We start from the raw sequence: 14632 nt of genomic DNA, 5'->3' as shown, positions 1-14632 counted from the left end.
AATCTATCCTTTGCAATTTTATCATACCGGTATAAAAAAACATAGACAGTGAATAGTCACTATCTATGTTTTACAGATTAGGTCAATTCTACTATTACGAATAGTTCGGGGCTTCCTTTGTTATTTGTACATCATGAGGGTGGCTCTCCCGTAAACCTGCATTTGTTATACGAATAAATTTTCCATCCTCCCGCAAGGCCTCAATATCCTTGGTTCCGCAGTAGCCCATTCCCGACCGCAAGCCGCCGATTAACTGATGCACGGTATCTTCCAAAGGTCCTTTGTAAGGGACACGTCCTTCTATTCCTTCTGGTACAAGCTTTTTGGTTTCAGACTCACTTTGGAAATAACGGTCTTTGGATCCTTCCTTCATTGCTCCTACTGAACCCATTCCTCTATAAACTTTAAATTGTCGTCCCTGATAGATTTCCGTTTCACCGGGACTTTCCTTAACACCGGCAAACATGCTGCCCAGCATAACTGCATGTCCGCCTGCAGCGATGGCTTTTACAACTTCTCCTGAATATTTAATGCCTCCATCCGCGATAATAGAGACTCCATGCTTAGCAGCTTCCTCTGCACAGTCAAATACAGCTGTAATCTGAGGTACACCTATTCCTGAAACCACTCTGGTCGTACAAATGGATCCCGGACCGATACCTACTTTAATAATATTGGCGCCGGCATCAATCAAAGCTTTTGTTCCTTCTGGTGTGGCCACATTGCCAGCAATCAAGTCCAACTCAGGGTATTCCCTCCGAATGGTTTTCACCTGTTCAATCACACTTTTGGAATGACCATGAGCGGTATCTACAACAATGACATCGACTCCAGCTTCAACCAGCTGCTTTAAACGAACCATTGTATCCGCAGTCACACCTACTGCTGCACCAACTACTAAACGTCCCTGCTCATCCTTAGCTGCATTCGGGTATTCAATGACCTTTTCAATATCTTTGATGGTTATTAACCCTTTTAAACGATTTTCTCCATCAACCAGCGGCAGTTTTTCAATTTTGTGCTTTTCCAGGATATACTCTGCTTCCTTAACGGTTGTTCCTACAGGTGCAGTAATTAAATGCTCATGTGTCATAACATCGGAAATTGGTATAGAGTAATCCTGAATAAAACGAAGATCACGATTGGTAATCATACCGACCAGCTTCTGATCCTCTTCATCATTCACAATAGGTACTCCGGAAATTCTGTATTTTCCCATTAAATGCTCGGCATCATACACCTGATGTCCGGGTGTCAGGAAAAACGGATGATTGATAACGCCATTGACCGAACGCTTAACGAGATCCACCTGCTCCGCCTGTTCCTCAATGGACATATTTTTATGAATGATTCCCAAACCACCCTGTCTAGCCATGGCAATTGCCATATCTGCTTCCGTAACGGTGTCCATTCCTGCACTTATAAGTGGAATATTTAACGTTAACTGACCGGATAATTCTGTACGGACACTTACATCCCTCGGCAGTACCTCTGATTCAGCCGGCATCAATAATACATCATCAAACGTCAGACCTTCCTTGGCAAACTTATCCTCCCGCATGTTTTAGCCCCCTTATTATGAATTTGCTGTGAAATGGCAACAATACTCTTGTAAATATTTTATAGAATACGCCAGTTTTTTTAACATTTCAAGGATATATAAGGAGATTTTTATGAAGGATAAAAACCTGTCTGCATTTTATCATCAGCTTAAATCGATTCCTTATGTTCAAAGCTTTTTAAGTGAATGCTACCGGAGAGAAAATTTCAGTGATTATGAGAAGCTAAGCTTTCAGAATGCGGATCGTTTTGTTTATTACCTGGAGCATGCGGAAACTTATTTAAACCAGGCAAAAAAAGCTCCTGTATCCATACAGCCCATGCTGCTTTTTTATGGCCTGACACAGCTTATTAAAACCTGTTTGATGACCAAAAGGCCTTACTATCCCGAAAATACAAGTCTCCTTGCCCACGGAGTATCGGCAAGAAAGCGGAAAAAACAGTCGTACCGGTTTTTGCAGGATGAGGTGAAAATTCAGCAAAAAGGGCTCTTTCCTTACCTCACCAGTCACCTGTTTTCCATTCATCAATTTACAGTTGATAAATTTTCGATGGAACAGCTGCTGAAAAGAGTTCCGGAAATGAGCGAATTATATGATATTCAGCATAAAGAAAAACCAGTCATTAAAGTGGGCAATCCTGGAGAAAAAAGGCTGCTTATTCCTCTGGATATAGTGAATGACTGGCACTTATCTGAAAACAGGTTCGCTGATAAACTGAGTCATTACCATTTTCCAGTCAAGGATTGGCATTCGGATCAGGATTATCTGTATATCACTTCAGATAGAATACTGCTTCCTTTTGAAAGTAATCTTTTTTCCATGGATGCTGAAGGTTCCTGCCTCTACCTTTGTAAAAATCGCACTTTTTTTTATCCTTTTCATGAGGTCATGACTCACTTTCTGCTGCTCTACAATTTAAGTATGATCTGCCGCTATGAGACAGAGTGGTGGGGAGAGCTGTTGCACTCGTTCAGTAACAATGATTATCCCTATATCCTTCACTTTTTAAGTATTACAGCCAAAAAAATCCCCATAATGCTTGGTTATTATCTGTTCAACCAAACATAATGGGGATTGCCTCATGGTTATGCCAGTATTTCTTCTATATGCAAATGTGGATGATCCTTCAGAACAATAATTTCGCCATCATTATCCATCCGTACCATGGGCCTGGTCGGATTTTTTTCCTCTATAAATACGATTTCTCCAGACCGCTGATCAGACAGTCTGATCCTCGTTCCACTCGAAAAATTCGCCAGTCCTGCCACTAAAATCTGAACCACTTCAAGATCCAGTTTCCCAATCATTTGTTTTTGAATTTCTTCTACAGCCTTAAAAGGGGATTGCTTAGGCTTATAAGGTCTTTCACAAACCATTGCATGGAAAATGTCGCTTACCGCAATAATTCTTGCATACAAATGGATTTTCTGATGGCTTAACCTAAACGGATACCCACTGCCATCCATTCTTTCGTGATGCTGCAAAATAGATGTTTTTGTTTCCTGTTTCAGGGCTGTCATATCTTCTGCTAACCGGTAAGAATAAATCGGGTGCTGCTTGACCTCGTTAAATTCCTCAGCTGACAAGCGCTCGGATTTATTTAAAACTTGTTTCGGAATCTGTGCCATTCCGCAATCACATAAATAAGCAGCTAAACCTGTCTGTATCCGGTCTCCCTGTGGCAAATTCATCCGTTTGGCAATAAACGCTGAAATTAATGCTTTTGCCACAAAGTGATGGAAAAAATAATTTTCTTTATCCACATGGTGATGAAGAGAAAAGATAATCCCTGAGTCATTTTCGGCCTGCAGGATAAGCGGGATAAGAAATTCTCTGACTTTGGGAAGATCTACCGGGTTTCCTGCCTGCCATTTAAAAAACATTTCCTTTGTTTTCTCAACACTTTGTGCATATTTAACGGCAAAGGGGTCCGTTTGCTGTTCAATTTTTCTTTGCTGATCTCCTTTTTCTTCCGGAGTAAATTTTTCTCCGTTGACAAGGTATGAGGAAACCTCTATATTCTCAACCCCGAAGTGCTCCAATACCTGTATATGAACAGGTCCGACCACTGTTTCCTTTGATATTATTGGATTTGCTGTATGTCCTTTTACTTCCCGCTCTACGATACATCCGGGTTTAAGCTGACTGGGATGAACTAGCAACTTCTCTTCACCTCCAAACCCTTGAGTTTTGATTTATTCTGTTGATTCCCCGTCCTGATCAGAATCCTGTTCCGTGTCTGCTTCACCGGACTCATCATGTTCCTGATCATCTTCATCTTCTCCATCTTCCTGGGCAATCCTTGCTACGGTTGAAACTTCCTCTCCTTCTTCAAGGCGAATGAGTTTAACCCCTTGAGTATTACGCCCTGTCTCGGAAATGCTTTCTACAGGCATTCGGATAAGCATTCCGCTTTCCGTAATCAAAATGAGGTCCTCATCCCCGGTCACAGCTTTAACCGCTACTACATGTCCGTTTTTTTCTGTTAAATGACAGGTCAGAATTCCTTTTCCGCCACGGTTCGTCGTTCGATATTCATCAGCTTTTGTTCGCTTACCATAACCTTTATTTGTAACCGTCAGAACCTGAGTGGTTTCATCGAGAATTTCCATGGACACAACCTTATCCTCTTCATCTCTTAAGGTAATACCTTTTACACCAGCAGCCGTTCGTCCCATGGAACGTACATCCTGTTCATCAAAACGGATTAAGTACCCCTGCCTGGTCCCAATCATAATTAGCTTATTTCCATCTGTAAGTCGCACGGAAATCAGTTCATCATCTTCTCTCAGATTAATAGCTCTGAGACCACCTCTGCGGATATTGGCAAACTGGGATAGGGCGGTGCGTTTGGAAATTCCGTGTTCAGTGGTGAAGAATAAATACCAATCCTCAGAGAACTCACTGATGGCGATCATGGCATTGATCCATTCGCCTTTTTCAACCTCCAGCACATTAACTAATGGAATTCCTTTAGCTGTTCGACCAAAGGCAGGAATTTCATAGCCCTTCGTTTTATAAACCTTCCCTTTATTTGAGAAGAACAGAATGGTGTCATGTGTGGACGTAGATAGAAGATGCTCCACAAAGTCATCCTCATTCGTTCCCATTCCCTGAACACCACGTCCTCCTCGTCTCTGTGTACGATAGGTGGAAGCTGGAAGACGCTTAATATACCCTTTATGTGTGAGCGTAACAACAATGGTCTCTTCAGGAATCAGATCCTCATCCTCAATAAAGTCGGATCCACCTGTCATAATTTCTGTCTTTCTTTCATCGTTAAAACGCTCTTTAATCTCGGTTAATTCTTCTCGAATAATTTCCAGTACTTTCTCTTCATCAGCCAAAATTGCCTTTAACTCTCCAATAAGCTTCATTAAGTCACTATATTCATTCTCAATCTTTTCACGCTCCAGACCTGTCAGACGCTGGAGTCGCATATCCAAAATCGCCTGTGCCTGCTTTTCGGACAATTCAAACCGGCTGATTAGCTCTTCCCTGGCAATATCAGTCGTTTTGGAATTGCGAATAAGAGAAATAACTTCATCAAGGTGATCTAAGGCAATACGCAGACCCTGCAGAATATGAGCCCTTGCTTCAGCCTTTCTCAGTTCATAAGCCGTTCTTCTTTTAATGACCACTTTCTGATGATCTAAGTAATGGGTTAACGTCTGTTTTAGATTTAAAACCTTTGGCTCTCCATCAACCAGAGCCAGCGTATTGATTCCGAAAGTGGTTTGAAGAGCTGTCTGCTTGTATAAATTATTAAGGACGACATTTGGATTTACATCCCTGCGCATTTCAATCACAATCCGCATACCATCACGGTCGGATTCATCACGAAGGTCTGTAATTCCATCAATTTTCTTATCCCGAACCAGCTCAGCAATTTTTTCGATTAATTTTGCCTTGTTTACCTGGAAAGGAATCTCGGTAACAATAATGGATGATTTTCCATTGTTCATTTCTGTGATTTCTGATTTTGCACGGACCGTAATGGATCCTTTTCCCGTTTCAAAGGCCTGACGGATTCCTCTGCGTCCAAGAATCTGTCCGCCAGTAGGGAAATCCGGTCCATAAATATAGTTTTCCATGAGTTCACTGATGGTGATATCCGGATTTTTACTGACAGCTAAGACCGCATCAATAACCTCTCCCAGTTGATGAGGAGGGATATTGGTGGCCATTCCGACTGCAATACCTGCTGCACCATTCACCAGTAAATTAGGAAAACGGGCAGGCAGGACTGCCGGTTCTCTTTCTGTCCCATCATAGTTATCTATATAATCAATGGTATCTTTATTGATATCCCTTAAAATCTCCATGGAAATCTTGGACATACGAGCTTCTGTGTAACGCATGGCAGCAGCTGAATCTCCATCAACAGAACCGAAATTTCCATGTCCATCAACTAGAGGATAACGATAGTTAAAATCCTGTGCCATACGTACCATTGCATCGTATACAGCCGAGTCACCATGGGGATGGTACTTACCGATAACTTCCCCGACAATACGGGCAGATTTTTTATAAGCTTTGTCTGCATGCATACCTAAATCATGCATGGCATATAATATTCTTCTATGTACGGGTTTCATTCCGTCACGAACATCAGGGAGCGCACGCGCAACAATAACACTCATTGCGTAATCCAAAAATGACGTACGCATTTCCTGATTCAAATTTATTTCCTGAACCTGTGGACGATCCTGATCCACCATAAAACAACCTCCTTATTAGAAAAGCGGAAGGGCCTTGCTTAGCCCAGGCTGGATAAGACGAATTCATGGAGTGGCAGTTTTTGCCACGTAATGAATTTGGCTTATATCTGCTTAGGGGCTAGGCCCTGTAGCTAGACATGGTTAGAAAAGCGTAGGCGACTGGTCAGGTATCGCGGGATAAGACGAAGACATGTAGTGGCGATAGCCACGGAATGGCTTTGACTTATATCCGCGCATACCTAGGAGCCGCAGCTGGATGACGTAAAGCATAGGACAAACCCATAAAGGGCCACACCTCAGGCCACGGAATGGGTTTTGCCTATGTCCTTAGATATCAAGATTTTTTACATAACGGGCATTTTCCTTAATGAAGTCTCGTCGCGGTTCTACTTTATCGCCCATTAAAATTTCGAACGTCTCGTCGGCCCCCATCGCATCCTCAAGATTTACCTGCAGCAATGTTCGGTTTTCCGGATTCATCGTTGTTTCCCATAGCTGGGGCGGGTTCATCTCACCAAGACCCTTATAACGCTGCAGGCTTGGTTTCGGATTACCAGACAGCTCACTTAACCGTTTCTCCATCTCCTGGTCATTGTAAGCATAATAGACTGTCTTTCCCTGCTGTATTTTATATAAAGGTGGCTGTGCAATATAAACATAGCCATGTTCGATTAATGGGCGCATATAGCGGTAGAAGAAGGTAAGTAAGAGTGTCCGGATGTGCGCACCGTCAACATCGGCATCGGTCATAATAACAACCTTATGATAGCGGGCTTTCTCAATATCAAATTCCTCTCCAATGCCTGTTCCAAGCGCAGTAATCATAGAACGCACTTCATTGTTGGATAAAATTTTGTCCAAACGGGCTTTTTCCACATTTAAAATTTTACCGCGTAAAGCAAGAATAGCCTGAAAATGACGGTCACGCCCCTGTTTAGCCGAACCACCGGCAGAGTCCCCCTCAACGATATATAATTCACTGATGGAAGCCTCTTTGGAGGAACAATCGGCTAACTTACCTGGAAGGTTTGAAACCTCAAGAGCGCTCTTTCTTCTCGTCAGCTCACGTGCCTTTTTCGCCGCACTACGGGCCCGTGAAGCCATGATTCCCTTCTCAACAATTTTTTTGGCAATATCCGGGTTTTCAAATAAAAACGTTGAGAAGTTCTCATTAAAGAGAGAGTCCGTAACCGTTCGCACCTCACTATTTCCAAGCTTTGTTTTGGTTTGTCCCTCAAATTGCGGATCCTCGTGCTTAATGGAGACAATGGCCGTTAAACCTTCCCTTACATCATCTCCTGTTAAATTCGGATCATTTTCTTTGAACATCTGGTTTTTTCTCGCATAATCGTTAATGACTCTGGTCAGTGCCGTTTTAAAACCAGATTCATGAGTCCCGCCTTCATAGGTATGAATATTATTGGCAAAGGAGTATATATTACTAGCGAAACCATCGTTATACTGGAGTGCAATTTCCACGGATATATTATCCATTTCGCTCTCTGTGTAAAATGGTTCATGTAGACCTTCGCGATTGCGATTCAAGTACTCTACATATGAGGAAATTCCTCCCTCATAGTGAAACGTTTCTTCTTCGCGTTCCTCTCTTTTATCCTCAATCGAAATGGCGACTCCTTTATTTAAAAAGGCAAGCTCACGAACACGCTGGACCAGGGTGTCGTATTCAAATTCTGTCGTTTCAGTGAAAATAGAGGAGTCAGGAGTGAAGTGGATACGAGTACCCGTAATATCTGTATCTCCTATCACTTTTAAATCTTCATGAGGAATGCCACGATGATATTTCTGGTAATAAACCTTTCCGTCAAGATGCACAAACACCTCTAATTCAGAGGATAACGCATTTACTACCGATGCTCCTACCCCATGCAATCCTCCTGAAACCTTGTAGCCGCCACCGCCAAATTTTCCTCCCGCGTGAAGGACCGTCAAAATAACCTCAACAGCCGGGCGACCCTGTTTTTCATGTATACCAACCGGAATCCCTCGTCCATTATCAATAACCGTTATACTATTGTCCTCTTCAATTTTGATCTGAATATGATCACAGTATCCAGCCAGAGCTTCATCAATACTGTTATCCACGATTTCCCAAACTAAATGATGAAGACCTTTTTCATTCGTTGACCCGATATACATCCCCGGGCGTTTTCTGACTGCTTCAAGTCCTTCCAAAACTTGTATCTGGTTCTCATCATATGCTTGTTGATTTAAGTTTTCATCCATAGCCATCAGGTTCACACCTTCATTTCCAATATTCTTACTTTCTTTGACACGTTTCCATTACTGAGTCTATTCCTCATAGTCCTCTGAATAATCTTCCAGTTTATCTAAAGTAAAGTTCAAGCTTGAACGTTTACGTAAAGTTGCAACGGATAAAGTACTGAAATAGATAAATTCCGTAGTTATCACAATGGACTTTGCCTGGTCATGGGATGTATCAATTACGATGTTTCTTCTTTTCTGGTTTTGAATCATTTCATCGATAATCGTTGAGGATTTAACTAAATCACGATCAATAATGGCGACAACATCTTCGGATTGTATAACATGTTCTTCCCCAATATGTATAAACACACTCAACCTCACCCTTCTTTAAAAACTGTGCCTTGTTGAACTTGAAATATTTCGGCATTCTGTAGTGTTTTATGCGCAATTCCGTCCACACTGGTGGTCGACACAAAGGTTTGCACTTTACCTTGAATCGTATTTAATAAATGCGACTGTCGTTGATTATCCAGTTCACTTAAAACATCATCGAGTAAAAGAACAGGATATTCTCCCACTTCATTATGAATAAGTTCAATTTCGGCTAGTTTGAGTGATAATGCAGTCGTTCTTTGCTGTCCCTGAGATCCAAACCTTTGAACTTCCTTTCCATTCACATAAAATAAGAGGTCGTCACGATGAGGGCCTATTAGAGATGTACCCCTTTCAATTTCTCTTGTTTCTATATCCTGAAAGTGGGTTTGATAGGTCTTTACTATTTTTGACAAATCCATACCTTCTGATACATCGACACTGACATCATACGTCATTTCCAGTTTTTCTAATTCATGACTGATCCCCGTATGGATCGGCTCAGCCCATTCTCTGAGAAGCTTAAGAAATTCAAATCTCCTCTCAACAATAATCGCTGCATGTTCAATTAATTGCTCAGTTAAAACACGCAGCATGGTCCGGTCCATATTTTGTTGCCTCTGATAGTCTTTTAATAAAGCATTCCGCTGTTTCAGAACCTTTTGAAATTGATTCAGATGATATACATAGACAGGCTGAATTTGTCCAATTTCCATATCTATAAAACGACGACGTTCCTGAGGGCTTCCCTTAACTAAGTTCAAATCCTCCGGGGCAAACATAACGACATTAAATGCGCTGATATAGTTGCTTAATTTGGACTGTTCGATATGATTTAATTTAGCTTTTTTCCCCTTTTTTGAAAAGACAATTTCAAGTGGAAGAGAGTGATTTCGTTTAACAATACTCCCTTTTATTTTAGCATAAGTTGAGTCCCATTTAATCAATTCTTTATCTCGGGGAGTCCGATGGGATTTTGTAAGTGCTAAAACATAGATAGATTCCATTAAGTTTGTTTTTCCCTGTGCATTCTCACCAATAATGACATTTATCTTATGATCAAATTGAACCTGTATCTGTTCATAATTACGATAATTTGTTAGAGATAGATCCTGGATATACATGTAAATCTCCCTTTTCGCAAAAGGACTGTCATTCTACTGTCACTTCAAATGATCCTATTCCTTCAACTTCCACAACATCACCCGGTTGTAATTTTTTTCCTCTTCTCGTTTCTTGTTCACCGTTCACATAGACGTTAAATTCATGTAAAAACCATTTGGCCATTCCACCAGACTCAATAACATTGGCAAGCTTCAGAAATTGACCTAATGCAATTTTATCTGTAGAAATTTCAATTGGTTCACTCATGTCCTATCACCTTATCCTCCGTGCATTTTAATGCATTCCTATTATTTAATGATAACATAAAAGCAAGGGGATTGCCCTTGCTTCATTTTAAAATTCTCTTTAGAAATTTAGTTGCTTTAATTAAATTAATAAGTCCTTACTGGTAAGATCAACTGTAAGATTTCATCTGCCTCTTCTGTTGGTTTAATAATAAATGGCCGCATAGCTCCAGTGAAGGAAATCATTACCTTCTCAGAATTAATGACTTTCAGTGCATCCATCATATATTTTGCACTAAAGGAAATTTTTAATTCCTCTCCCTCAATAGAATCAGCCTGAACTTCATCCTGCACCTTACCTACCTCTGGTGAATTACTGGAAATTTCAAGAATATTATTTTCCTTGGTAATAAGTCTTACAACATTATTTCGGCTCTCTTTTGCTAATAAACTGGCACGATCAATGGCATGTAACAGGTCTTTAGAGTCTATGACGACATTCGTTTTGCTCTGTTCCGGGATAAGTCTTGAAGTTTCGGGATAATTGCCATCCAGTAGTCGGGATAGAAAATATAAATGCTTAGTGCGGAACAGAATCTGATTATCCGTTACACTTATTTCAACTTTTTCCTGAGTATCATCAAGAATTTTGTTAAGTTCATTCAGACTTTTTCCTGGAATAACAATATTAGAACCGAAATTGGTTTCTTCGGTTTCCTGAACAGGGATGTTTCTGGAAGCTAATCTATGACTATCAGTAGCTACAAAGTGGAGCTTTTCTTCTTTGATAGACATATTGACTCCCGTTAAAATCGGTCTTGTTTCAGATGTAGATACCGCAAAAACGGTTTGTCGGATTAAATCCTTTAACAAATCCACAGATATCTGGAAGCTGTTTTGAGCCTGTAATTTTGGAAGCTGTGGATATTCCTGAGCATCCTGTCCATTTAAATTAAATTCCGCATGTCCGGATTTGATGGTTACATTAAACTGATCATCAGAAGTAATCTCTACCGTCTGATCAGGTAGTTTTTTTACAATATCGGGAAAGTATTTAGCCTGAAGGACAATACTTCCTGGTTCAATCCCCTCAATATAAACAATTCCATCTTCCTCTTTAGGAATAAAGGATTCTATTGAAATATCAGAATCACTTCCTGTAAGTGTAACGCCTTCTTCTGTTACTTCCATTTTCATTCCACTTAAAATAGGAATCGCTGTTTTAGAAGAAATAGCTTTCATGACATCCTGGACACTTTCCATTAATTGATTACGCTGGATGTTAAACTTCATTTTTTTAAATTCCTCCTAAGAGACATATATATTATTATTTTTTATAAAAATACAGAAGTAATAATAATAGTGCTTGTGAATTTGTGGATAACCCGGAAATGATCGAGCAAATAAAGTCTATCCACATGTGGATAGACTGTGTATAGGTGTGTACCACTTATTCACATTATTCACTGCTAGCCTTGTTTCATTTTTTCCTTAAGTTCATCGATATCCTTATGAAGCTGCTGGTCATCTGCAATCATTTTCGCTACTTTTTCATGAGCGTGAATAACTGTTGTATGGTCGCGACCTCCAAACTCCTCGCCGATTTTAGGCAGAGAATAATCGGTCATCTCCCGGGCCAGATACATGGCAATTTGGCGGGGGAATGCGATGGATTTTGTCCGCTTTTTGGCCGCAAAGTCTTCCAGTTTAACATTGTAATGCTCGCCAACGGTTTCCTGAATGGTCTGAATCGTGATTTTTTTTGGCTTCGAGCTTGGGATAATGTCTTTTAAGGCATCAGCTGCTATGGAAGCATCTATATCCTGGTTAATTAATGATGAATAAGCTACGACACGAATCAGTGCACCCTCAAGTTCACGAATATTGGTATCGATTTGATTGGCAATATAAAGCATAACCTCATTCGGGATGTCCAATCCTTCTGCTTTCGCCTTTTTACGTAAAATAGCGATTCTTGTTTCCAAATCCGGAGGGGTAATATCCGTAATTAATCCCCATTCAAATCGTGAACGCAGACGATCCTCCAAAGTCGGTATTTCCTTAGGTGGACGGTCACTTGAAATCACAATTTGCTTATTATCCTCATGCAAAGAATTAAATGTATGGAAAAATTCCTCCTGAGTTGACTCCTTGCCGGCTAAAAACTGAATATCATCAATTAATAGAACATCGACATTTCTGTACTTATTTCGGAAATCAACCGCTTTGTTATCACGAATAGAATTAATAAATTCATTCGTAAATTTTTCTGATGAAAGGTAAAGGACTTTTGCCTGGGGATTATGTTCAATCACATAATGCCCAATCGCATGCATCAGGTGTGTTTTCCCCAGCCCGACTCCCCCATAAATAAACAGAGGATTGTAAGCTTTCGCCGGAGCCTCGGCTACTGCCAAGGAAGCCGCATGTGCGAAGCGATTTCCCGATCCTATAACAAAGGTATCAAAGGTATATTTTGAATTTAACATAGTTTTTGTCGATTGATTGGAGGAACCAGAAATATTCGGAGCTGGTTTAACCGGCTTTTTTGTATCCTCTTCAGCTTTTTCCTTTTCGGGAATAACAAACTTAGGGTTCAGTTTGCTGCCAGTTACTTCATGAAGAGTATTGGAAATCAGCGTTGAATAACTGTTTTCCAGCCAATCACGTGCAAATTCATTGGGAGCTGCAATTACAATCGTGTCTTTTTCAATGGATTTTGCTTCGGTGGACTTCAGCCATGTATCAAAACTGGGTTTACTGATTTTACCTTCAATCGTTTCCAGTGTTTTCTTCCACAATTCTTCAATATTCTCCAAAACGATCACCTCTTTTCCCTGAGGAGAAAATAGTCATAAATAAACATTACAGAAATAAAATAAGGATTAGGACAGTAAAAAGACAGGTAATGATAGCGAAAAAAAGCAATTTCAGGTTGTGGATAACAGATACGCGAATTCACCATAAGATAAGACAATTATCGACATTATCCACATTTTTGTGCATAACCCTGTAAACATATCTGTGAATAAATGTCCACACATTATCCACAGCTGTGGAAAAGATTAAATACAAATTCATATATAAACTAGTTAAACACAAATATGATACCAAATAAAACCCTTAGTTTCAATGCGATTTACTCAGTTATCCACAAATTCAACGGGTTGTAGAAAAAAATTATGCACAGCACTAGATTTTGTGTATAAAATGTCGATTTTTGCTGTGGATAGAAATTTTGCGAATAAATTTATTCGACAAAGCGTGTGGATAAGTTGTACAGGCTGTATTTCAGAGTTATTCACATGGGGATTATTTCTAAAGAAAAGGTGCTTCAATAAGAATGTGGATGAATGTAATAACTAAAGATAATATCAGGAGGATAAAATTTATCTTAAAGTTCGCTTTGAATGATGGGGAGAAAAAATACCGAACAGTGAAAACCTGCAGGAGTCTATTAAATAGAGTTCTGATCGACAGTCATGACTATTCTTACTATTGACATCTTATACGTACATTATATATAATGAACTGGATTGTCTTACGCCTTTGATGCCTGCTTCAGGTATGGAAAGGTGTTTCTGGATTGCTGACCGGTAATCTTCTATAACTGAATACAACTTTCCTCAGGAGGTGTATATATAATGAAACGTACGTACCAACCTAAAAAACGTAAACGTAACAAAGTTCACGGTTTTAGAGCACGCATGAGCTCTAAAAATGGCCGTAAAGTTTTAGCTCGTCGTCGTCGTAAGGGAAGAAAGAATTTATCCGCATAGGCCACTGAATCCATCAGTGGTCTTTTTTTCAGTTTAAAATAGATATTGTATTTGATTTTTATAACGATTTAACAGGATCAGATGCAGTTGGAACCAGCATCCCTTAAATAAGGAAAAATATTGTAGTCCGTAAAGTTATTTACATTTGTTCAATTGGAAATACTAGCAATGATGTCTTTGTTTTGTTGGAGTGAATAGGGGATGAAAAAGGCTTATCGAATTAAAAAGAATAAAGAGTTTCAAACGGTTTTTAAAAAAGGAAAATCCTTTGCAAATCGTCAATTTGTTCTTTATTATTATCATAAACCAGAGCAGCAGCATTTCAGGGTAGGGCTGTCTGTTGGAAAGCGACTTGGAAATGCTGTTTTAAGAAATCAGGTCAAACGTTATATAAGACAAGCTCTGTTAGAACTGGATCATGAAATCAAGCAGCAGTATGATTATGTGATTATAGCCAGATATCCTGCCCGGGAACTGAACTTTTTCCAAGTGAAAAAAAGCCTATCCCATGTATTTCGAAAATCAAAATTGTTTATAAAGTGAATAGGCTAATTTTTATATAGAATGAGACAGGTAACAATGATAGAATGAAGTTTGTAATACATAGGATGCAAAATGAGTGT

General features: G+C 39.9%; 12 protein-coding genes. 3 read left to right on the top strand and 9 right to left on the bottom strand.

What is annotated here, in order from left to right; genetic code table 11:
- Positions 1 to 94 precede the first annotated feature (94 nt).
- On the bottom strand, positions 95 to 1561 hold the full coding sequence (guaB, locus tag ABD006_RS16295; RefSeq protein ID WP_343843355.1) for an IMP dehydrogenase: 1467 nt from the start codon (positions 1559 to 1561) through the stop codon (positions 95 to 97).
- A 112-nt stretch (positions 1562 to 1673) separates the two neighbouring features.
- Here guaB and ABD006_RS16290 point away from each other — a divergent pair, with 112 nt between their 5' ends.
- Positions 1674 to 2630: a YaaC family protein gene (locus ABD006_RS16290; RefSeq protein WP_343843353.1), complete on the top strand. Its 957-nt coding sequence runs from the start codon at positions 1674 to 1676 to the stop codon at positions 2628 to 2630.
- Positions 2631 to 2647: 17 nt separating this feature from the next.
- On the opposite strand, the gene ABD006_RS16285 is transcribed toward ABD006_RS16290, so the two are convergent.
- The 8 genes from ABD006_RS16285 to dnaA form a co-directional block, all read right to left on the bottom strand.
- Positions 2648 to 3724: an HD-GYP domain-containing protein gene (locus ABD006_RS16285; RefSeq protein WP_343843351.1), complete on the bottom strand. Its 1077-nt coding sequence runs from the start codon at positions 3722 to 3724 to the stop codon at positions 2648 to 2650.
- A 33-nt stretch (positions 3725 to 3757) separates the two neighbouring features.
- Positions 3758 to 6283: a DNA gyrase subunit A gene (gyrA, locus tag ABD006_RS16280; RefSeq protein WP_343843349.1), complete on the bottom strand. Its 2526-nt coding sequence runs from the start codon at positions 6281 to 6283 to the stop codon at positions 3758 to 3760.
- A 327-nt stretch (positions 6284 to 6610) separates the two neighbouring features.
- Positions 6611 to 8527 carry a DNA topoisomerase (ATP-hydrolyzing) subunit B gene (gene gyrB / locus ABD006_RS16275; RefSeq protein ID WP_343843422.1) on the bottom strand — a complete coding sequence of 639 codons (1917 nt, stop codon included), beginning with the start codon at positions 8525 to 8527 and terminating at the stop codon, positions 6611 to 6613.
- Positions 8528 to 8593: 66 nt separating this feature from the next.
- Positions 8594 to 8878 carry an extracellular matrix regulator RemB gene (gene remB, locus ABD006_RS16270; protein ID WP_343843420.1) on the bottom strand — a complete coding sequence of 95 codons (285 nt, stop codon included), beginning with the start codon at positions 8876 to 8878 and terminating at the stop codon, positions 8594 to 8596.
- Positions 8879 to 8886: 8 nt separating this feature from the next.
- Positions 8887 to 10005, bottom strand: coding sequence for a DNA replication/repair protein RecF (recF, locus tag ABD006_RS16265; RefSeq protein WP_343843346.1), 1119 nt, complete (start codon positions 10003 to 10005; stop codon positions 8887 to 8889).
- A 28-nt stretch (positions 10006 to 10033) separates the two neighbouring features.
- Complete coding sequence (gene yaaA / locus ABD006_RS16260) at positions 10034 to 10252, bottom strand: S4 domain-containing protein YaaA (protein ID WP_343843343.1); 219 nt, start codon at positions 10250 to 10252, stop codon at positions 10034 to 10036.
- A gap of 125 nt (positions 10253 to 10377) precedes the next feature.
- Positions 10378 to 11523, bottom strand: coding sequence for a DNA polymerase III subunit beta (gene dnaN, locus ABD006_RS16255; protein WP_343843340.1), 1146 nt, complete (start codon positions 11521 to 11523; stop codon positions 10378 to 10380).
- A gap of 176 nt (positions 11524 to 11699) precedes the next feature.
- Positions 11700 to 13049, bottom strand: coding sequence for a chromosomal replication initiator protein DnaA (gene dnaA / locus ABD006_RS16250; protein WP_343843337.1), 1350 nt, complete (start codon positions 13047 to 13049; stop codon positions 11700 to 11702).
- A gap of 825 nt (positions 13050 to 13874) precedes the next feature.
- On the opposite strand from dnaA, the gene rpmH reads away from it, so the two are divergent.
- The gene (rpmH, locus tag ABD006_RS16245; RefSeq protein WP_044164521.1) at positions 13875 to 14009 is read left to right on the top strand and encodes a 50S ribosomal protein L34; all 135 of its coding nucleotides are present in this window, start codon (positions 13875 to 13877) and stop codon (positions 14007 to 14009) included.
- Between the two features lie 201 nt (positions 14010 to 14210).
- Entirely contained in the window at positions 14211 to 14552 is a 342-nt protein-coding gene (gene rnpA / locus ABD006_RS16240; protein ID WP_343843333.1) for a ribonuclease P protein component, read from the top strand.
- Positions 14553 to 14632: the final 80 nt, after the last annotated feature.

It is taken from the genome of Salinibacillus aidingensis, from assembly GCF_039522525.1.
In the GTDB taxonomy this organism is placed as follows: Bacteria; Bacillota; Bacilli; order Bacillales; family Alkalibacillaceae; genus Salinibacillus; species Salinibacillus aidingensis.
The sequence above is the reverse complement of the archived record's forward strand: the minus strand, read 5'-3'. Positions and strand labels throughout refer to the sequence as shown.

Excerpts from the sequence above, each read along its gene's own strand:
- gyrB (WP_343843422.1), bottom strand. The coding sequence starts at position 8,527 with ATGGATGAAAACTTAAATCAACAAGCATATGATGAGAACCAGATACAA.
- rnpA (WP_343843333.1), top strand. The coding sequence starts at position 14,211 with ATGAAAAAGGCTTATCGAATTAAAAAGAATAAAGAGTTTCAAACGGTT.
- ABD006_RS16290 (WP_343843353.1), top strand. The coding sequence starts at position 1,674 with ATGAAGGATAAAAACCTGTCTGCATTTTATCATCAGCTTAAATCGATT.
- gyrA (WP_343843349.1), bottom strand. The coding sequence starts at position 6,283 with ATGGTGGATCAGGATCGTCCACAGGTTCAGGAAATAAATTTGAATCAG.
- guaB (WP_343843355.1), bottom strand. The coding sequence starts at position 1,561 with ATGCGGGAGGATAAGTTTGCCAAGGAAGGTCTGACGTTTGATGATGTA.
- yaaA (WP_343843343.1), bottom strand. The coding sequence starts at position 10,252 with ATGAGTGAACCAATTGAAATTTCTACAGATAAAATTGCATTAGGTCAA.
- dnaN (WP_343843340.1), bottom strand. The coding sequence starts at position 11,523 with ATGAAGTTTAACATCCAGCGTAATCAATTAATGGAAAGTGTCCAGGAT.
- rpmH (WP_044164521.1), top strand. The coding sequence starts at position 13,875 with ATGAAACGTACGTACCAACCTAAAAAACGTAAACGTAACAAAGTTCAC.
- recF (WP_343843346.1), bottom strand. The coding sequence starts at position 10,005 with ATGTATATCCAGGATCTATCTCTAACAAATTATCGTAATTATGAACAG.